Origin of the sequence: Enterobacter cloacae complex sp. S3, assembly GCF_014930495.1 — a bacterium.
Taxonomy (GTDB): domain Bacteria; phylum Pseudomonadota; class Gammaproteobacteria; order Enterobacterales; family Enterobacteriaceae; genus Enterobacter; species Enterobacter asburiae_B.
Window position 1 is genome coordinate 224954 of record NZ_JADBRD010000028.1, and the last position, 19359, is coordinate 244312.

The following is a 19359-nucleotide window of genomic DNA, read 5'->3' on the forward strand; positions in this document are numbered from 1 at the left end:
TTATTGTGTACATCCCGCAGTCAAAATGCCAGCCCGATCGGCTGGCATTTTTATTTTCGGGTTATTCCCGAGCCAGCGCGTCCACCGGATCCAGCCGCGCCGCGTTGCGGGCGGGCAACCAGCCAAACAAAATGCCGGTGAAGGTCGAGCACAAAAATGCGGTAATAATGGCAACCGGCGAGAAGCCAATCTCCCAGCCGGGTAAAAAGAGCTGAAGCGCAAACGCGATCATCATCGAGAGCGAAATACCCATCGCCCCGCCAACCAGACACACCAGCACCGCTTCAATCAAAAACTGCTGCAGCACGTCGCTGGCCCGGGCCCCGACCGCCATGCGAATGCCGATCTCCCGGGTACGTTCGGTGACCGACACCAGCATGATATTCATCACCCCGATACCGCCGACGACCAGCGAGATCACCGCCACCAGCGTGAGGAACAGCTGAAGAGTACGTGTGGTCTTTTCCGCCGTTTTCAAGAGGCCGTCCATATTCCAGGTGAAGAAATCTTTCTTCCCGTGGCGCAGGGTTAACAGCCGTTCAAGCTGCTGTTCGGCCAGCGCGCTGTCGTAGCCCTCCTTCACGCGTACGGTGATGGAGTTGAGCCATGACTGCCCCATAATCCGCCCTGAGATGGTGGTGTAGGGCAGCCAGACGCGCAGGATCTTACTGCTGCCAAACATCGACTGCTTCTCTTCCGCCACGCCGATGACCGTGGCAGGCATGTTGCCGACCAGAATCACTTCGCCCACCACGTTGGCTTTGTTTGGGAAGAGCTGCCTGCGCGAGTTCGCGTCCAGCACCACCACCTGCGCCCTGCCCGCCAGCTGCTCGGCGTTGAAGGTAGCGCCTTCGCTGAAGGTCATGCCGTAGACGTTGAAGTAGTCTCCGCTCACGCCGTTAGCGCTGGCGGCCACGTCAACGTTGCCCACTCGCAGACGCAGGTTCTGCGAAACCGCAGGCGTGGCGGAGTTCACCCACGGCTGCTTCTGAATCGCCGCCAGATCGTCGTATTTCAGCGCCTGCTGATACTGCGGCTCGTCGTCGCCAAAGTCTTTGCCGGGATAGACGTCAATGGTATTGGTGCCAATGGCGCGGATATCGGCCAGCACCAGCTGCTTCGCCGCGTCGCCCACCACCACGATCGACACCACCGAGGCGATACCGATAATGATGCCGAGCATCGTCAACAGGGTACGCATTTTATTGGCCGCCATCGCCAGCCAGGCCATGGTCAGCGCTTCGCGAAAGCCGCTGGAGAACTGCCCCCAGCCGGTTGATGCCGGCAGCGCTTCTTTCGGCGCCGCTGCCCTGGACTCACGCGGCGGCGGATTGCTGACCAGCTCGCCGTCGTGGATCTCAATAATGCGTTCCGCCTGCGCCGCCACCTGCGGATCGTGGGTAACAATGATGACAGTGTGGCCCTGATCGCGAAGCTGGTGAAGGATCGCCATCACCTCTTCGCCGGAATGGCTGTCAAGTGCCCCGGTCGGTTCATCCGCGAGGATCACCTGCCCGCCGTTCATCAGCGCACGGGCAATACTCACGCGCTGCTGCTGGCCGCCGGACAGCTGCGAGGGCTGGTACTCCACCCGCTCCGCCAGCCCCAGACGCGTCAGCAGCATCTGCGCGCGCTCAAGTCGCTTTTTCCGCTCGACGCCCGCATACACCGCAGGCACTTCCACATTCTGCGCCGCATTCAGGTGAGAAAGCAAATGGTAACGCTGGAAGATAAAGCCGAAATGTTCCCGACGCAGCTTCGCCAGCGCGTCGCCGTCCAGCGTGGAGACATCCGTCCCGGCCACGCGATAGGTACCGCTGGTCGGTTTATCCAGACAGCCGAGAATGTTCATCAGCGTCGATTTACCGGAACCCGATGCCCCGACAATCGCCACCATCTCGCCCGCTTCCACGCGCAGGGAGATGCCCTTCAGCACCTCCACCGGACCGTCGCCTGACGGATAGCTGCGACGAATGTTATTCAGCTCAAGCAGCGCCGTCATTTAGCGGCTCCGGGCAGGCTTTCGCTGACAACAACCTCCTCGCCCTCTTCCAGCCCTTTCACCACCACCACGTCGGTGTCGTTGCGCGCGCCGATCACGACCTCGCGCTCGCGCGTTTCGCCGTTGCGCAGCACTTTCACTTTATAACGGCTCTCCCCGGCGGACTCGCCGAGCGCAGAGAGCGGAATGGTCAGCACGTTCTTCACGCCGGTCAGCTGGATATGCACTTGTGCGGTCATGTCCAGACGCAGCACGCCCTGCGGGTTTGGCACCTCAAAGCGGGCATAGTAGAAGATAGCGTCGTTAACTTTTTCCGGCGTCGGCAGAATGTCTTTCAGCACGCCTTCGTAGCGCGTCTGCGGGTCGCCAAGCACCGTAAACCAGGCGTTTTGTCCGGGCTTAAGATGGATAACATCCGCCTCTGAGACCTGGGCTTTGACCAGCATGGTGCTCATGTCAGCCAGCGTCAGAATGTTTGGCGCCTGCTGCGCGGCAATCACCGTCTGGCCCTGCAGCGTGGTGATCTGGGTGACTTCGCCCGCCATCGGCGCGACGATTTTGGTGTAGTCGAGGTTGGTTTTTGCCGTATCCAGCGAGGCCTGATTGCGTTTGATTTGCGCGTCAATCGTGCCAATCTGCGCCTGTTTCACCGCCAGTTCTGTGGTGGCAGTATCTAAATCCTGTTTCGAAATAGCCTGGGTTTTGGCCAGCGCCAGCTGACGGGTCAGCGTTACATGAGCCAGGTTACGTTCTGCCAGCGCCTGCGCACGCTGCGCGCGCAACTCCATCAGCGTGGCTTCCACCTCGCGGATCTGGTTCTCAGCCTGCTCAGGATCGATAACGCCGAGCAGCTGGCCTTTTTTCACCTTGTCACCAATCTCAACCGACAGCGTTTTCAGCTGGCCGCTTACCTGAGCGCCGACGTCAACCTTGCGCAGCGCGTCAAGCTTGCCCGTCGCGAGGACGTTTTGCTGCAGTTCGCCCGGGCGAACAATCAGCGTCTGATACTGCGGCACCGGCGCATTCAGCACCTGCCATAGCCAGTACCCACCGGCTAAAATCACGACCGCCAGCAGCAGAAACAGCGTTCTGCGTTTTCCCTTGAGGTTCATAAATATTCCAAATAAATGTTCTGGCAATTATAAATGTTGATTCTATCTAAACGACTCCTCAACGAAACCCCTGTTCTCCGAAATCGCCCTAATTTGTTTACGAGACGTTGACATTTCCCCTGTTGAAATAGCGATATTCCAAAAGGATCAGGATCTACCATGTCTTCTATCGTCGATACATCACTTTCAAACCTGCCGCAGCCAAAAACCGGCTGGCAGCTCTTCAAAAACCTGGCTTTTGGTGAGATCGCACCCGGGCTGGCATGGGAAAAAACCGCCTACCGACGTAAGTTCATGCTGCGTTCACTGGCGACACCGCTCAGCACCGCTCGCCTGCTGTCTGATCTTGCGAAACATCCGCACCTGATGCAAATGCTCCAGGTTCAGCCGGGGCTGCCGTGTCGCCTTCATCGTCCGTGGCTGACGGTCAATATGGATCGACAGCGTGCGCTGGAATCGCTGTCCTGGCACTATCAGATGATGTGCCGCCAGCTGCCGGCAACGCTGACAAAGGGTTACCTTTCAAAACAGGGCGTGACTCTGCTGACCTTAACCGGAAAAGATGAACAGCAATTTACCGTCCGCCTGTGTGCCGACGCGTTTATGGATAAAGAGGGAGAAGCTACCCTCGTTTTCTGTGACAGTCAAAATACGGCGCTGGCGGAGATGACCTTTACGCTATGCCCGTTTGAGGGAAAATCGACGCTGTTCATTGGCGGTTTGCAGGGTGCAAAAGCGCATGTTCCCCACGAGCTGATCCAGGGTGCGACGAAAGCCTGCCACGGTCTGTTCCCGAAACGTCTGCTGGTCGAGGCCGCAATGACGCTCGGCGCCGCGTTCCCGGTAGAGCAGATTGTCGCCGTCAGTAACGCTACCCACATTTATCGCAGCTGGCGCTACCGCAAGAAAAAAGAGGGCAAACTGCTGGCCGATTACGACAGTTTCTGGAGCTCCATCGGCGGTGAAAAGCAGGACAACGGTAACTTTATGCTGCCGCTCGTCATGCCGCGTAAACCGATGGAAGAGATCGCCAGCAAAAAACGCTCCGAATATCGCCGCCGCTACGAGCTGCTGGATAGCCTGATTCAGCAGGTGAAACAGGCGACCCAGCGCTAATCCGCTTTCCCGCGTGCCAGCCACAGCACGCGGGAGAACATCTTCCGCAGCAGGGTCGGTACCGCCTCCACGCCGCGCCTTCCCGCTTCCGTCGCCACTTCAATGGCTAAATCCGGTTTTGACGAACGGTGAATGGCTTTGGCGATCACCCGCCGCATGTTCATTGGGACATCGACCGGCACCATGGCAATTCGGTGGAAGACGTCGTCGAACCCCTGGCGATACATAAAGTGTTCCATGTCCATCGCGGGCAGCATGGTTAAATGGTCGCGCTCTTCCTCGCGCTCGTTATTCAGCAGGCTCCGCACGGTCGAGGCATATTTTTTACCCGCCTCATCACCGTCTACCAGCACGTGCCACTCGATCCCCATCCGGCGGGCAAATTTTATCAGCGGCTTTAATCCCGACTGGGCGAATTCGATCACCTTAATGCCTTCCGCATCAAAATGGTGGCCGCACTGGCGCGCCAGTTCGTTGATGACCCAGGTTTCCGTCTCCCCCTCCACCAGCAGCCAGCAGCGGGCAAAGAGCGACGACGCCCGGTTAAAGCGAATATGAAACGCGATGCGCCGCCCGTCTTCCGCGTTCAAACCGCCCGGCCCAAGCCGGAAAGCGGAGACGCGGGAGGATTCACGCACCAGGCGACAGACGTGTTCTACCGGCGTCAGCGATAATAATTCCCCGGAATTGGTGGTCGTGATGCGCTGGAGCGGCAGCAGGTTCAGCAGATGCCATGCCACGGAGAGCATGATGGGATGCAGGCGCGTTTCCGGGTCTTCCACCAGCAGCAGCGGCCGGGCGTCCCGGTCCAGACGAACGGTGCCTTTGGCCTGCAGAAGCGTTGAAAACAGCCCCAGCAGAATCACCCGATGGGTGCGACCGCCGGGCCGGTCGATCATCCGGTTAATGATGTCGAGGTAACGCCAGCTTCGCTGCTCATCATGAGAGCGGCGGCGCATCAGACGGTGGCGCGATTCCGACGTGCCCTGCTCGGAAAAATAGTGCTCAAGGAGTTGCACCATTGCGGACAACCCCTGACGAATTTGGCCATCGGTCAGATTCTGCGGACGCGACACCAGCTCTCTGGCCAGAAAATCCAGCTCGCGGGCGGTGACTTCCACTTCCGGCATATTGGGTACGGTACCGTTACGAATACGCCGCATAAAGCGCGCATCGCGCAGGCGTAATACCGGCGTCAGGCGGATCAGGTGGCGGGCCAGATCGTCGATATTGTCCAGTGGGATCGGGTTGGCTTTCTCATCGAGAAAATCACGCAGGGTGAGTACCCCTTCGTTCTCCGCCATCTCGCCTTCCAGCCGATAGAAAATCCGGTAGAAACCGTCATCGCACGGCACCCAGCAGGGTGACAGCGGGCGGAAGCGACGCACGCGGTGACGTCCGGGTTCGGATTCGCGGAACGTCAGGATGATATGCAGGTGCTTCTCGCGCCCCGTCACGTCGCCGGGCGGGAACCAGAAATCGTCGCGGACGAAGTGATACAGATCGTCCTCGGGCGAAAGCAGTAGCGTCAACGCATCCAGCAGGCTGGACTTACCCCACGCGTTCTCGCCGATCAGGACGTTGTTTTGCTCCAGCTGCAGCGACAGGCGGTTAATACCGCGAAACCCGACAATTTCCACACGTTCGAGAAGCATAAATCCCCCGCGATATGATCACTTTTTCCTTCAAGTTATCAGCAGTATAGCGGGATGCAGACGGGCTTGACACTGCAATCCGCCTCCATAACCTGGCGGAAGCACGAAAAATTCAGAATTTATCCATCAGGTTTCATTTGAAATAACCCACATCTCGCAAGATACTACCGCCCGCAAATTGGACTATGCTCTATTTACCTCCAGTTTGAACAAGGATTGACATCACATTGCCTTAAATCAAATTAATCGAATTTATTTAAGTGGCGAAGGGGTGTTGTTGGTTTTTAAAATACGGGCTCTTTGAGTCGTCATCCCTTTATGGCGATATATCCCGCACGCGGGAAAGCGTGCGGATAATTATTTGAGGTGGTTATGTTTAGAAAATTGGCAGCAGAATGCTTTGGTACATTCTGGCTGGTATTTGGTGGCTGCGGTAGCGCCGTTCTGGCAGCAGCATTCCCGGAATTAGGTATCGGTTTTGTCGGCGTTGCGCTGGCTTTTGGTTTAACCGTATTAACCATGGCGTTTGCCGTGGGACATATTTCCGGCGGTCATTTTAACCCGGCAGTAACGTTAGGTTTATGGGCGGGCGGCCGTTTCCCGGCGAAAGACGTGATTGGCTATATTGTGGCGCAGGTGGTTGGCGGTATTATCGCGGCGGGCGTTCTGTACGTGATTGCCAGCGGTAAAGCCGGCTTCGACGCGGCGGCCAGCGGCTTTGCCTCTAACGGCTTTGGCGAACACTCTCCGGGCGGCTACTCCATGCTGTCTGCCATCGTGATTGAAATCGTGCTTACCGCCGGCTTCTTGCTGGTGATCCACGGCGCAACGGACAAACACGCCCCGGCCGGTTTTGCCCCGATTGCCATTGGTCTGGCGCTGACGCTTATCCACCTGATTTCTATTCCGGTCACCAACACCTCCGTTAACCCGGCACGCAGTACCGCCGTCGCCATCTTCCAGGGCGGCTGGGCGCTTGAGCAGCTGTGGCTGTTCTGGGTGATGCCAGTTATCGGCGGTATTCTGGGTGGCGTGCTGTATCGCACCCTGCTGGAAAAACGCGATTAATCTTTCCTCTCTCTCCCCGTGGGAGAGGTCCGGGGTGAGGGCTTCAGGCCACACACCCCACGTAGACACAAGCCGGGTAAAGCGTAGCCGCCCGGCTTTCTTTTGCCGCTTTACTGAACAGCCTTTATTGGGTAGTGTCACTGGCGCTTAACCGATACTCAAAAAGGACCGGCTGTTCATGTTTTCAGGACTCCTCATCATTTTGCTGCCCTTGATCGTGGGCTATCTTATTCCGCTGCATCGTGAATCCGCATTAAGGCTCATTAATCGATTCCTGAGCTGGATTGTCTACGTTATTCTTTTCTTTATGGGGATTAGCCTGGCATTTCTGGACAACTTATCGGCGAATTTACTCTCCATCCTCCATTATTCTGTCGTCACCGTAGTGGTTATTTTGCTGTGCAATATTGCCGCGCTGCTGTGGCTGGAACGCACTATTCCATGGAAAAATCACCATCATCAGGAAAAACTCCCTTCACGAATTGCAATGGCGCTTGAATCATTAAAATTATGCGGCGTCGTGGTGCTCGGTTTTCTTCTTGGGCTGACCGGTTGGGCATTTTTACAGCACGCGACTGAGGCCAGTGAATATACGCTGATCTTCCTGCTGTTCCTGATCGGTATTCAGCTGCGAAATAATGGCATGACGCTGAAACAAATTGTCCTCAACCGTCGGGGAATGATGGTTGCGGTTATGGTTGTTGCCAGTTCAATGGTGGCGGGCGTCATCAACGCCTTTATTCTCGATCTGCCGCTGAAAACCGGCCTGGCGATGGCGTCCGGTTTTGGCTGGTATTCGCTCTCCGGTATTCTGCTGACCGAATCATTCGGACCGGTGATCGGCAGCGCCGCCTTCTTTAACGATCTGGCGCGCGAGCTGATTGCCATCATGCTGATCCCGAGCCTGGTTCGCCGCAGTCGTTCTACCGCGCTGGGTCTGTGCGGCGCGACGTCGATGGACTTTACCCTGCCGGTACTACAACGCTCCGGAGGTCTGGAGATGGTTCCCGCGGCTATCGTGCACGGCTTTATTTTAAGCCTGCTGGTTCCGGTCCTGATGGCCTTCTTCTCTGCCTGATACTTCTTTGGCGGTAGGTTTCCTGCCGCCAAAATTGCGCTAAATCAATCTCCCTCTATTTTGTAGCAGAAAGCCCTTTTCTCCGTTCTGGCACAGGCATAACCTTAAACATGTATATCAAATATAACTTTAACAGGTGTGATTATGTTTTGTGTGCAATGTGAACAAACCATCCGTACCCCGGCAGGCAATGGCTGCTCTTACGCACAGGGTATGTGCGGCAAAACCGCAGAAACATCTGACCTGCAGGACCTGCTGATTGCGGCTCTGCAAGGCCTTTCCGCATGGGCGTTCAAAGCCCGCGAATACGGTATTGTCGACCACTACGTCGACAGCTTCGCCCCGCGCGCGTTTTTCTCCACGCTGACCAACGTTAACTTCGACTCTCCGCGCATTGTCGGCTACGCCCGCGAAGCGATTGCCCTGCGTGAGGCGCTGAAAGCCCAGTGCCTGAAGGCGGATGCCTCCGCTCGCGTGGAAAACCCGATGTCAGAACTTCAGCTGGTCAGCGACGATTTGGGCGACCTCCAGCGTCAGGCGGCAGAATTCACCCCGAATAAAGACAAAGCGGCGATTGGCGAGAACATTCTCGGCCTGCGCCTGCTGTGCCTGTACGGCCTGAAAGGCGCTGCGGCCTATATGGAGCACGCGCACGTTCTGGGTCAGTACGACAATGAGATTTATGCCCAGTACCACAAAATCATGGCGTGGCTGGGCACCTGGCCTGCCGATATGAACGCCCTGCTTGAGTGCTCAATGGAAATTGGCCAGATGAACTTCCGCGTGATGAGCATTCTGGATGCCGGTGAAACCAGCACCTACGGCCACCCGACGCCGACGCAGGTCAACGTCAAGGCAACCGAAGGCAAGTGCATTCTGATTTCCGGTCACGACCTGAAAGATCTCTACAACCTGCTGAAGCAAACCGAAGGTACCGGCGTTAACGTTTATACCCACGGCGAAATGCTGCCGGCGCACGGCTACCCGGAGCTGCGTAAATTTAAGCATCTGATCGGTAACTACGGCAGCGGCTGGCAGAACCAGCAGGTGGAGTTCGCCCGCTTCCCTGGCCCTATTGTGATGACCTCTAACTGCATCATCGACCCGACCGTCGGCGCGTACGATGACCGCATCTGGACCCGCAGCATCGTCGGCTGGCCGGGCGTGAGCCATCTTGAAGGTGACGATTTCGGTCCGGTTATCGCCCAGGCGCAGCAGATGGCAGGCTTCCCGTACAGCGAGATCCCGCACCTTATTACCGTCGGCTTCGGTCGTGAAACCCTGCTGGGTGCCGCTGATTCGCTGATCGATCTCGTCAGCCGTGAAAAGCTGCGCCACATCTTCCTGGTCGGCGGCTGCGACGGCGCGCGCGGCGAGCGTAACTACTTCACCGATTTCGCCACCAGCGTGCCGGAAGACTGCCTGATCCTGACCCTGGCGTGCGGCAAATACCGTTTCAACAAGCTGGACTTCGGCGACATCGAAGGTCTGCCGCGCCTGATCGATGCGGGCCAGTGTAACGATGCTTACTCGGCCATCATTCTGGCGGTCACCCTGGCGGAGAAACTGGGCTGCGGCGTGAACGACCTGCCGCTGTCGCTGGTGCTGTCATGGTTCGAGCAGAAAGCGATTGTCATCCTGCTGACCCTGCTCTCGCTCGGCGTCACCAACATCGTGACCGGCCCGACCGCGCCTGGCTTCCTGACGCCGGACCTGCTGGCGGTGCTGAACGAGAAATTCGGCCTGCGTTCCGTGACCAACGTTGAAGATGATATGAAACAGCTGCTGAGCGCGTAAGGAGTAATTCATGACCATGCCAACCTCACAATGTCCGTGGCGGATGCAGGTTCATCACATCCATCAGGAGACGCCGGATGTGTGGACGCTGTCGCTGCTGTGCCATGACTACTATCCGTACCGTGCAGGCCAGTACGCGCTGGTCAGCGTTCGCAATTCGGCGGACACGCTGCGCGCCTACACGATCTCCTCCACGCCGGGCGTGAGCGAGTACATTACGCTCACCGTCCGCCGCATTGACGACGGCGCGGGCTCTCAGTGGCTGACGCGGGACGTCAAGCGCGGGGATTATATCTGGCTGTCTGACGCGCAGGGGGAATTCACCTGTGACGACAAAGCAGACGATAAATTCCTGCTGCTGGCGGCGGGCTGTGGCGTAACGCCAATTATGTCGATGCGCCGCTGGCTGGCAAAAAATCGCCCGCAGGCCGATGTGCAGTCGATCTTCAGCGTCCGTTCCCCGGAAGATGTGATTTTTGCCGGGGAATGGCGTGATTATCCGGTGACGCTGGTGGCGGAGCACAACGCGACCCACGGCTTTGTGCCCGGTCGCCTGAGCCGCGAGCTGCTGCAAAGCGTACCGGATATCGCGAACCGCACCGTGATGACCTGCGGCCCGGCGCCGTACATGGATATCGTGGAGAAAGAGGTGAAAGCGCTTGGCGTGACCCGCTTCTTCAAAGAGCAGTTCTTCACGCCGGTGGCGGAAGCGGCAACAAGCGGCATTACCTTCACCAAACTGCAGCCTGCGCAGACCTTCTTTGGCCGCGTGGGGACCACGCTGCTGGAGGCGCTGGAAAGCAACCAGGTGCCGGTAGTGGCTGCCTGTCGTGCGGGCGTGTGCGGCTGCTGTAAGACGAAGGTGGTTTCCGGGGAGTACACCGTCACCAGCACCATGACGCTGTCCGACGCGGAAATTGCCGAGGGTTACGTGCTGGCATGCTCATGCCATCCACAGGGCGATCTGGTCCTCGCATAAACGGTAAGCGTTCGATCGTAGGCCCGGTAAGCGTCAGCGCCACCGGGCTTTTTGTCGGGTGACGCTGCGTTTACCCGACCTACAACAACCTCACCGCCACGCGGGCGCTTTACCCAGCGCAAACCGCCCCGCCCCTAAAAACGCGACCGCCAGCGAGCCGATAAAGAAGTACACCAGGCTTTCAATCGCCCATGCGCCTACCTTATCGAGGGCAAGCGTTTCACCCATTCCCACCATCAGCCACGCCACAATCATCGTAAAGGCCAGCACCAGCGCGGCCGGACGCGTAAAGAGCCCGACAATAATCAGGATCGGCGCCACCACTTCGCCAACTAACACCCCGTAGGCGATAAATCCCGGCAGCCCTTTTTCCACCAGCATGCCGCTAATAAAGCCCACGCCGCCAAAAAGCTTGTGTAAACCGTGAAAAAGCATTAGCCCGCCGACGGCAAGTCGTAACAAGAGTTTGCCAAGATCGTCGCACGATAGCTTTTCATTAACAGCGATTAACAATGATTTAACCATTTGAAATATTTCCTGTTTTTACTGAGATATCACCAGATTATGCCGAATACTTGCGCGTGAAAAGCACCTTTTAATTGGGGGCATGCGACGGGCAATACGGAGACTTTCTTCTAAGCTTGTAAGCGATATCACAAAAAGGAGACGGACAACCATGAAACAAACCGTTGCTGCATATATAGCGAAAACGCTCGAACAGGCTGGTGTGAAACGTATCTGGGGCGTAACCGGCGATTCCCTGAACGGACTTAGCGACAGCCTCAACAAGATGAAGACCATCGAATGGATGCCCACGCGCCATGAAGAGGTTGCCGCCTTCGCCGCAGGCGCTGAAGCACAGATCATGGGGGAACTGGCCGTCTGCGCCGGCTCGTGCGGTCCCGGCAACCTGCATCTGATCAACGGCCTCTTTGACTGTCACCGTAACCACGTGCCGGTGCTGGCAATTGCCGCCCATATCCCCTCTTCCGAAATCGGCAGCGGCTATTTTCAGGAGACGCATCCGCAGGAGCTGTTCCGTGAATGCAGCCACTATTGCGAGCTGGTTTCATCCCCGGAGCAGATCCCGCAGGTGCTGGCGATCGCCATGCGCAAAGCCGTGCTGAACCGCGGCGTTTCTGTGGTCGTTATCCCGGGCGATGTGGCCCTCAAGGCCGCGCCGGAAGGGGCCAGCACCCACTGGTATCACGCCCCGCAGCCGGTGGTGACGCCTGCGGAAGAGGAGCTGAAAAAGCTGGCTCAGCTGCTGCGTTACTCCAGCAATATCGCCCTGATGTGCGGCAGCGGCTGCGCGGGCGCGCACAAGGAGCTGCTTGAATTCGCCGGTAAGCTTAAGGCCCCCATTGTTCACGCCCTGCGCGGCAAAGAGCACGTCGAGTACGACAACCCCTTTGATGTGGGGATGACCGGTCTGATCGGTTTCTCCAGCGGCTTCCACACCATGATGAACGCCGACACGCTGATCCTGCTCGGCACCCAATTCCCGTATCGCGCGTTCTACCCGACGGATGCGAAAATCATTCAGATTGATATCAATCCGGCCAGCATCGGCGCGCACAGCAAGGTCGATATGGCGCTGGTGGGCGATATCAAATCCACGCTTGCCGCCCTGCTGCCGCTGCTGGAAGAAAAAACGGACCGCAAGTTCCTTGATAAGGCCCTGAGTGACTATCGCGACGCTCGCAAGGGGCTGGACGACCTCGCCAAACCGAGCGACAAAGCCATTCACCCGCAGTATCTGGCGCAGCAGATCAGCCATTTCGCGGACGACGACGCCATATTCACCTGCGACGTGGGCACGCCAACCGTCTGGGCGGCACGCTATCTGAAGATGAACGGCAAGCGTCGACTGCTCGGCTCGTTCAACCACGGCTCGATGGCCAACGCCATGCCGCAGGCGCTGGGCGCAAAAGCGACGGCCCCGGAGCGTCAGGTGGTGGCGATGTGCGGCGACGGCGGGTTCAGCATGCTGATGGGGGATTTCCTGTCGGTGGTGCAGATGAAGCTGCCGCTGAAAATTGTAGTTTTCAACAACAGCGTGCTGGGCTTCGTGGCGATGGAGATGAAGGCCGGAGGCTATCTCACGGACGGCACCGAGCTGCACGACACCAACTTCGCGCGCATCGCCGAGGCCTGCGGCATCACCGGTATTCGCGTGGAGAAAGCCTCAGAGGTGGACGAAGCCCTGCAGCGCGCATTTTCCATCGACGGTCCGGTGCTGGTGGATGTCGTCGTCGCCAAAGAAGAGCTGGCGATCCCGCCGCAGATCAAGCTTGAACAGGCCAAAGGCTTTAGCCTGTATATGCTGCGCGCCATCATCAGCGGGCGCGGCGACGAGGTGATCGAACTGGCAAAAACCAACTGGCTCAGGTAAAACATTTCGCATGACCTCTTAAAATAAAGGGATGTGAAATGATTGATTTACGCAGCGATACCGTAACCCGCCCGAGCCGCGCCATGCTCGAAGAGATGATGGCCGCCCCGGTCGGGGATGACGTCTACGGCGATGACCCAACGGTCAACGAACTGCAGCGTTACGCGGCAGAGCTGAGCGGCAAGGAAGCGGCCCTGTTTCTGCCGACCGGCACGCAGGCTAACCTGGTGGCGCTGCTCAGCCATTGCGAGCGCGGGGAAGAGTATATCGTCGGCCAGGGCGCGCATAACTATCTCTATGAAGCAGGCGGCGCGGCGGTGCTCGGCAGCATTCAGCCGCAGCCGATTGACGCCGCGCCGGACGGCTCCCTGCCGCTCGATAAAGTCGCGGCGAAAATCAAAGCTGACGATATTCACTTCGCCCGCACCAGGCTGCTCAGCCTCGAAAACACCCACAACGGCAAAGTCCTGCCGCGCGAATACCTGAAAGCAGCGTGGGAATTCACCCGCGAGCGCAGGCTCGGCCTGCACGTGGACGGCGCGCGCATCTTTAACGCCGTCGTGGAGTATGGCTGCGAGCTGAAGGAGATTGCGCAATACTGCGACTCGTTCACCATCTGCCTCTCTAAAGGCCTGGGCACGCCGGTGGGCTCTCTGCTTGTGGGCGACGCGGACTACATCAAGCGCGCCAACCGCTGGCGTAAAATGACCGGCGGCGGCATGCGTCAGGCGGGTATTCTGGCGGCTGCCGGGCTGTATGCCCTGAAAAATAACGTGGCGCGCCTGAAGGACGATCACGACAACGCCGCGTGGATGGCGGCGCAGCTGCGCGAGATTGGCGCCGACGTGATGCGCCACGACACCAACATGCTGTTCGTACGCGTGGGCGATGACCGCGCCGCCGCGCTGGGTGAGTTTATGAAATCACGTGGCGTGCTGATCAACGCCTCACCCGTCGTGCGCCTGGTCATGCATCTCGACGTGAGCCGCGAACAGCTGGCGGACGTGGTGAAACACTGGCAGGCGTTTTTACAGCGATAAGGAGCATCACGTGCCGCAACGAATTCTGGTGCTCGGCGCCAGCGGGTACATCGGTCAGCATCTTACCGCGGCGTTAAGCCAGCAGGGACACCAGGTGCTGGCAGCGGCACGCAACACCGAACGCCTGCAAAAGCTCAGTTTGCCTGGCGTTACCTGCCACAGCGTTGACCTCAACTGGCCGAAGGAACTTCCCGCCCTGCTGGAAGGGGTCGACACGCTTTACTACCTGGTGCACAGCATGGGCGAAGGCGGGGATTTCATCGCCCACGAGCGGCAGGTGGCGATGAACGTTCGCGACGCCCTGCTGCAAACCCCGGTGAAGCAGGTCATTTTTTTAAGCTCGCTCCAGGCGCCCGAACACGAGCAGTCCGATCACCTGCGCGCCCGCCAGCTGACGGCTGACACCCTGCGCGGGGCGAATATCCCCGTCACCGAACTGCGCGCCGGGATCATCGTCGGCGCAGGCTCCGCCGCCTTCGAAGTGATGCGCGATATGGTTTACAACCTGCCCGTACTCACGCCGCCGCGCTGGGTACGCTCGCGCACCACGCCGATTGCGCTGGAGAATTTACTGCATTATCTGGTGGCCCTGCTGGATCGCCCGGCGGAGCAACACCGCGTGCTGGAGGCGGCAGGCCCTGAAGTGCTGAGCTATCAGGAGCAGTTCGAACATTTCATGCGCGTCAGTGGCCGCCGCCGCTGGCTGATCCCCATCCCCTTTCCAACCCGCTGGATTTCGGTGTGGTTTTTGAATGTGATCACCTCCGTGCCGCCGACGACCGCCAAAGCGCTGATCCAGGGGCTCAAACATGATTTACTGGCGGACGATCGCGAACTGCGGGCACTCATTCCCCAGGATCTGATCCGCTTTGATGATGCCGTGCGCAATACGCTGAAAGAGGAAGAGCAGCTGGTGAACTCCAGCGACTGGGGCTACGACGCCCAGGCGTTTGCCCGCTGGCGGCCGGAGTACGGCTATTACCCGAAACAGGCGGGCTGCACGGTGAAAACTTCCGCCAGCCTTGCAGATCTGTGGGAAGTCGTGAACCAGATTGGCGGCAAAGACGGTTATTTCTTCGGTAATATCCTGTGGCAAACGCGCGGAGCAATGGATCTGCTGGTGGGGCACAGGCTGGCAAAAGGCCGCCCGGCACGCCCGTATCTTGAGGTGGGCGACGCGGTCGACAGCTGGAAGGTCATCATCGTCGAGCCGGAAAAACAGCTGGCGCTGCTGTTCGGTATGAAAGCCCCGGGGCTGGGCCGACTCTGCTTTACCCTGAAAGACAAAGGCGATTGTCGTGAACTGGACGTCCGCGCCTGGTGGCATCCGCACGGAATGCCGGGTCTGTTCTACTGGCTGTTGATGATCCCCGCCCACCTGTTTATCTTCCGCGGAATGGCAAAGCGGATTGCGCAACGGGCAGAACAAAAGACGGAAAAGATCTAAATAAAACTCTCTTTCTTTCACCTTTCCCATTGCATAGCGCCGTAATTCACGAAAGAATGCGCACGAAATTCTTTTCAACACAGTGGATTGATATGAAGGTACTGGTTACCGGGGCGACCAGCGGCTTAGGCCGAAATGCGGTCGAATTTCTGCGCAACAAGGGCATTAGCGTCAGGGCTACCGGTCGCAACGAAGCGATGGGAAAACTGCTGCAAAAAATGGGCGCGGAGTTCGTCCATGCTGACCTGACGGAGCTGGTCTCCTCTCAGGCGAAAGTGATGCTCGCCGGTATCGACACGCTGTGGCACTGCTCCAGCTTCACCTCCCCGTGGGGTACCCAGGAAGCCTTCGATCTCGCCAACGTGCGGGCAACCCGCCGTCTGGGCGAATGGGCCGTTGCCTGGGGCGTGCGTAACTTTATTCATATCTCGTCACCTTCACTCTATTTCGACTATCACCACCATCGTGACGTGCAGGAAGATTTCCGTCCCGCTCGCTTTGCCTGCGAGTTTGCCCGCAGCAAGGCGGCCAGCGAAGAGGTGATTGACCTGCTGGCACAGTCGAACCCGCACACCCGTTTTACGGTCTTACGTCCGCAGAGCCTGTTCGGGCCGCACGACAAAGTGTTTATTCCGCGCCTGGCGCAGATGATGCACCACTACGGCAGCGTGCTGCTGCCGCGCGGCGGCGATGCGCTGGTGGATATGACCTATTACGAAAACGCCGTTCACGCGATGTGGCTGGCAAGCCAGCCGGACTGCGATAAGCTGATCTCCGGTCGCGCCTACAACATCACGAACGGCGAACCCTGCACGCTGCGCAGCATTGTGCAGCGTTTAATTGACGAGCTGCAGATCGACTGCCGCATCCGTTCAGTCCCTTACCCAATGCTGGATATGATTGCCCGCAGCATGGAGCGTTTTGGCAGTAAATCGGCCAAAGAGCCTGCGCTGACGCATTACGGCGTATCGAAGCTTAACTTTGATTTCACGCTGGATATTTCGCGGGCGGAGAACGAGCTTGGGTACAAACCGATCGTAACGCTGGATGAAGGGATTACGCTTACGGCAGCGTGGCTGCGGGATCACGGGAAGTTGCATCGGTAGATCGGGTCCTGCATTTTTACGATGAGAAAAAAACGGCAACCCGAAGGTTGCCGTTTGTCATTTTGCTGTTTTGCTGATTACAGCGCAGTCCACGCGTCCTGCCATGCAATCCCTTTACCTGGCTCGTAGTAGGATGGCGCGTTATTGCACCAGCCGCTGTACGGATAAGGTTTGCACTGGAACAGCTGGCCGCGGTTGTTAACGATATCGCCTGCTTTCCATTTGGTTTTGGAAGTCCAGGTCGGGTAAGTCCCGGTCTGGCCGCCGTTGGTCTGCTTAGCCTGTACGTTCAGCGTATAGGTGGTAGTGCTGCTCAGCTCGCCGTCACTGACGGTAAGGTTGATCGGATACTGCGTCGCCGCCGCCACTTCCGGTGCATTGAACGTAATAATCGCTTTATCATCGCCGCTTACGGTCTGGCCGTTCGGAGCCGTCCAGGTATAAGTCAGGTGGTTACCGTCTTCGTCGGTCGAGCCAGACGCATTCAGAGAAACAGATTTACCCGCTTCAACCGCCCCCACCGGACCGGCGATTTTTGCTATCGGCGCATGGTTTACCGGCGCTGGCGTATTATCTTCCGGAGCCGGGGTGTTATCGTCCGGCACCGGCGTGGTGTTGCCTTCGTCCGTTGGGTCGACAGGGGTCGGGGTCGGGGTCGGAGCTGGCGTGACGCTACCGCCGTCGGAAGTGCCGTCTTCACCCACCACGTTGACGTTGAAGTAATGCTTCACGCATTTGGTGTAGTCACCCTCTTTAAAGGCGCTGAATGGCGTCTGGTAACCCACCAGCTGGCAAGAGTAGGTCTGGCCTGACGGGGTATCCGCGCTCCATCCCCAGTCCTGTTCCCAGTAGATCTTCAGCGCGCCGGCACCGCCTTCGTCGAACTGCTTCATGTTGGCGCAGCCCAGCACTTCGTTAGACGGAACAGGCACCTTCAGGTAGTTGGCAAACTCTTTGTAGTATTTGATACGGTTTTGAGACTGGGCGATCTCAGTCGGGCCACCGCACTCCACGCCGCCGTTGATGATCTGCGTGGTCACGCCGAAGCCCGGAACCAGACCATTCGCCTTATCGTGATCGTTCGGCTGCCAGGTGCCGTCGATAACCTGCAGCATGCTCGGTTTTGGCGGCTGCGGGTAGGCGAAGAAGAAGATCGCGGAAGCAAGGTTCAGCCAGGTGTCCGCCACCAGCTCAGGTTTGTCCAGCAGTACGCGGACGTCGCCGTACATCGCTTCAGAGAACGGGCCGTAGTTGTAGTTATAGGAGAGCTGTTTCGCACCGCGACCAAAGTAGCTAACGAAATCGCCATCTTTGTCTTTACCGCACGGCCAGGTCTGACCCTGCCAGACATCCGGGTTACATTCGCCGTTATAGCCGCCCTTCTGACCTTCGCTCCAGCCCATCTCACGCACGTAAACCAGCGCCTGACGCCACTCGGCTTCCGGACGCCAGGACTCGTGGCCGCCGGTTTCCTGCGCGAAGTGCGCGAACATGGTCGCCAGAGACTTACGGCAGATGGCATCGCTGTTACGACCATCGGTATAGGTCTGGCACAGTGCCGGGAATTTACCGACCGCTTTCAGGAAGTTGCTGTAGGTATATTCCGGCGCACGCAGTGGGAAGAGATATTCCCAGTCGCTGGCCTTGATAATCCCTTCCACGCGCTTGACGTTTTCCGGGTTTGTCGATTTACCCGGCTCAATTTGTTCCACCAGGCTGTTGTCCAGCGTGCGGATGGTTGACTTCACTGAAGCCATCAGCGGGAAGTTGGTCAACTCCTGCTCTTTCTTCTGCAGATCGCTGGCCTTAACGGTGTAAGGTTCGCTGCTGGCCTGCAGCTGGGTTGCCTGAGCCATAAACGGTGCAACACATGCGCCCGCGATAAGAACACTGAGTAATGTTCTTTTGTTCATGTCAATGGTCCTCTTAATTATATTAAGGGTATATAAAAGTTAATTTGTTTCGCGGTTTATTTATTAATCATTTAATAAATAAACCCGGGAGCAGTTTTCGTTTTATGAAGAACACCAGTCGGTACTCTTCAAAAAACAAAAATCAATAATAATAACGGTTACGGGTGCTACGTTTTAATTTCTGATATTTATTCCAGACCTTACGGGCATAGACCATGCGCTGCGGGTAATTTTCTTTTTTTAGACCCGCGTTATAGGCGCCGACCGCCTCCCAGTTATAGCCATAAACTTTAATCATTCCGGATAATATCGATGCGCCAACCATAATTGAGGTGCAGGGCTCGGTAATTAACCGGTACTCATTAATGCCTTTTCGCTCCAGCTCGGAAAAATGTGAACTGTTAATCTGCATCAGGCCCACATCACGCGTGCCATCATTATTCTGTCCAATCGCATTGGGATTCATTCCCGATTCAACATTAGCAATGGCATACAACAGATAAGGATCCACATGGTAATAACTGGCGGCTTTATCCCAGCAGTTGGCAAAGACGCTATGGCTTATTATCAGCAACAATAAAAATAACGTTTTCATTTTCAGTCCGGCTCTTTTTCATTGTCTCCTTACGCGCTTATCGCGCTGTTTCCTGA

The 19359-nt window shown here is 57.6% G+C and carries 15 protein-coding genes; 9 read left to right on the top strand and 6 right to left on the bottom strand.

The features are described from left to right. Positions 1 to 61 precede the first annotated feature (61 nt). On the bottom strand, positions 62 to 2002 hold the full coding sequence (gene macB, locus IM317_RS17025; RefSeq protein WP_033145077.1) for a macrolide ABC transporter ATP-binding protein/permease MacB: 1941 nt from the start codon (positions 2000 to 2002) through the stop codon (positions 62 to 64). Beyond that, on the bottom strand, positions 1999 to 3114 hold the full coding sequence (gene macA / locus IM317_RS17030) for a macrolide transporter subunit MacA (RefSeq protein ID WP_033145076.1): 1116 nt from the start codon (positions 3112 to 3114) through the stop codon (positions 1999 to 2001). The genes macB and macA overlap by 4 nt, the downstream gene beginning before the upstream one ends. Before the next feature lie 159 nt (positions 3115 to 3273). On the opposite strand from macA, the gene IM317_RS17035 reads away from it, so the two are divergent. Beyond that, positions 3274 to 4230, top strand: coding sequence for a VirK/YbjX family protein (locus IM317_RS17035; RefSeq protein WP_033145075.1), 957 nt, complete (start codon positions 3274 to 3276; stop codon positions 4228 to 4230). Here IM317_RS17035 and IM317_RS17040 read toward each other — a convergent pair. Further along, on the bottom strand, positions 4227 to 5885 hold the full coding sequence (locus IM317_RS17040; protein ID WP_033145074.1) for an ATP-dependent endonuclease: 1659 nt from the start codon (positions 5883 to 5885) through the stop codon (positions 4227 to 4229). The two genes, IM317_RS17035 and IM317_RS17040, sit on opposite strands and share 4 nt — an antisense overlap. 372 nt (positions 5886 to 6257) lie before the next feature. Between IM317_RS17040 and aqpZ the strand changes: the two genes are divergently transcribed. The 4 genes from aqpZ to hcr all read left to right on the top strand — a co-directional run bounded on the left by aqpZ (position 6258) and on the right by hcr (position 10807). After that, positions 6258 to 6953, top strand: a complete 696-nt coding sequence (aqpZ, locus tag IM317_RS17045; protein ID WP_033145073.1) for an aquaporin Z — start codon at positions 6258 to 6260, stop codon at positions 6951 to 6953. Positions 6954 to 7131: 178 nt separating this feature from the next. Continuing rightward, entirely contained in the window at positions 7132 to 8031 is a 900-nt protein-coding gene (locus IM317_RS17050; RefSeq protein WP_033145072.1) for a lysine exporter LysO family protein, read from the top strand. Between the two features lie 144 nt (positions 8032 to 8175). Next, positions 8176 to 9828: a hydroxylamine reductase gene (gene hcp / locus IM317_RS17055; protein WP_033145071.1), complete on the top strand. Its 1653-nt coding sequence runs from the start codon at positions 8176 to 8178 to the stop codon at positions 9826 to 9828. Between the two features lie 10 nt (positions 9829 to 9838). Further along, a complete protein-coding gene (hcr, locus tag IM317_RS17060; RefSeq protein WP_033145070.1) occupies positions 9839 to 10807 on the top strand; it encodes an NADH oxidoreductase in 969 nt (322 codons plus the stop codon). A gap of 90 nt (positions 10808 to 10897) precedes the next feature. On the opposite strand, the gene IM317_RS17065 is transcribed toward hcr, so the two are convergent. Beyond that, positions 10898 to 11332 (bottom strand): DoxX family protein, encoded by a 435-nt coding sequence (locus IM317_RS17065; RefSeq protein WP_033145069.1) that lies wholly within the window; start codon positions 11330 to 11332, stop codon positions 10898 to 10900. 151 nt (positions 11333 to 11483) lie between these two features. Between IM317_RS17065 and poxB the strand changes: the two genes are divergently transcribed. From poxB to IM317_RS17085, 4 genes are all read left to right on the top strand, one after another. Continuing rightward, positions 11484 to 13202 carry a ubiquinone-dependent pyruvate dehydrogenase gene (gene poxB, locus IM317_RS17070; RefSeq protein WP_033145068.1) on the top strand — a complete coding sequence of 573 codons (1719 nt, stop codon included), beginning with the start codon at positions 11484 to 11486 and terminating at the stop codon, positions 13200 to 13202. 38 nt (positions 13203 to 13240) lie between these two features. Further along, positions 13241 to 14242 (top strand): low-specificity L-threonine aldolase, encoded by a 1002-nt coding sequence (gene ltaE / locus IM317_RS17075; RefSeq protein ID WP_033145067.1) that lies wholly within the window; start codon positions 13241 to 13243, stop codon positions 14240 to 14242. Positions 14243 to 14252: 10 nt separating this feature from the next. Continuing rightward, positions 14253 to 15689, top strand: coding sequence for an SDR family oxidoreductase (locus tag IM317_RS17080; protein WP_033145066.1), 1437 nt, complete (start codon positions 14253 to 14255; stop codon positions 15687 to 15689). Positions 15690 to 15781: 92 nt separating this feature from the next. Then, positions 15782 to 16795 (top strand): NAD(P)-dependent oxidoreductase, encoded by a 1014-nt coding sequence (locus IM317_RS17085; protein ID WP_033146514.1) that lies wholly within the window; start codon positions 15782 to 15784, stop codon positions 16793 to 16795. Between the two features lie 77 nt (positions 16796 to 16872). Here the strand turns inward: IM317_RS17085 and IM317_RS17090 are convergent, their stop codons facing one another. Together IM317_RS17090 and iagB are read right to left on the bottom strand one after the other, a co-directional pair. After that, the gene (locus IM317_RS17090) at positions 16873 to 18708 is read right to left on the bottom strand and encodes a chitinase (RefSeq protein ID WP_033145065.1); all 1836 of its coding nucleotides are present in this window, start codon (positions 18706 to 18708) and stop codon (positions 16873 to 16875) included. A 142-nt stretch (positions 18709 to 18850) separates the two neighbouring features. Beyond that, positions 18851 to 19303 carry a type III secretion system invasion protein IagB gene (gene iagB / locus IM317_RS17095; protein ID WP_029739471.1) on the bottom strand — a complete coding sequence of 151 codons (453 nt, stop codon included), beginning with the start codon at positions 19301 to 19303 and terminating at the stop codon, positions 18851 to 18853. Between the last annotated feature and the right edge of the window lie 56 nt (positions 19304 to 19359).